Source organism: Lysobacter antibioticus, assembly GCF_000731095.1.
GTDB lineage: Bacteria > Pseudomonadota > Gammaproteobacteria > Xanthomonadales > Xanthomonadaceae > Lysobacter > Lysobacter antibioticus_B.
Genome location: NZ_JMTZ01000158.1, coordinates 1 through 1199 on the forward strand (window position 1 = coordinate 1; position 1199 = coordinate 1199).

A 1199-nucleotide genomic window follows, 5' to 3' on the forward strand; every position below is an offset into this window, starting at 1 on the left:
CTGCGGGTGTTCGGTTCCGAGGCGCAGACCGCGCCCGGCCATAACGAGTTCATCGGCACCGGCGGCAGCCTGTACTACCTCAAGCACACCGACGTGCTGCCGGGCTCGGACAAGATCGTGCTGGAAGTCCGCGACGCCACCACCGGCCGGGTCGAGAACCGGGTCGACCTGGTGCGCGGCGCCGACTACGAGATCGACGAGATGCAGGGCCGCATCCTGCTGACGCGTCCGCTGGCGCAGGTGACCCGCGAGAACATCCCGACCCTGACCCGCGACACGCCCCTGGACGGTTTCACCCAGGTGCTGCTGGTCGATTACGAGTTCATTCCGAACGGCTTCGATGCCGACTCGGTCACCGCCGGTTTCCGCGGCAAGCACTGGTTCGGCGATCACGTCGCGCTCGGCGCGACCTATGTCGACGAAAACCGCGCCGGCGACGACTACACCCTGAAGGGCGCGGACCTGACCTTGCAGGCCGGTCGCGGCACCTACCTCAAGCTGGAGCAGAGCCAGACCGAGTCGACCAGTTCGCCGATCTTCTTCTCCGACAACGGCGGCCTGAGCTTCAACGAAATCAACTCCGGCCTCGACAACCGCAAGGGCACCGCGCGCTCGGTCGAAGCGCGCGCCAACTTCAAGGAACTGGGCTGGACCAAGCTCGATTGGTCGGCCGGCGCCTGGTGGCGTCGCGTCGATCCGGGCTTCTCGATCTCGCGCTACGACCTGGGCCAGGAGGTTCAGGAGCACGGGTTCGAGGTGCTGGGCCAGTTCAATCCGGCCTTCAATATCTACGGCCGCTACAGCCGTGCCGAACGCGGCAGCGAATCGCTGACCCAGGCGCAGTTGACCGGCGAATGGCGGATCAGCGACTCGACCACCTGGGCCGCGGAAATCCGTCGCGTCGAAGAAAACCGCGCCACCCTCGACGCCGCCGGCGTGTTGGGCGCCCTGCAGTACAAGCGCCGCTTCGGCAGCAGCTTCGACCTGTACGGCACCGCGCAGGTCACCCTGGACGACGACAACGGCCGTTACGCCGACAACGACGCCTTCACCCTGGGCGGCAAGTACGTGTTCGGCAATCTGTCGAGCGTCGGCGCCGAGCTGACCACCGGCGACCGCGGCGACGCGGCGCAGATCAACGCCGAGTACCGCATCCAGCCCGACCACACGGTCTACGGCAGCTATACCTACTCGACCGA

General features: G+C 66.7%; 1 pseudogene. It reads left to right on the forward strand.

Annotated features, from left to right (window positions below):
* Nucleotides 1-1199 (forward strand): annotated as a pseudogene (locus EX88_RS26660) (hypothetical protein); the annotation flags it as partial.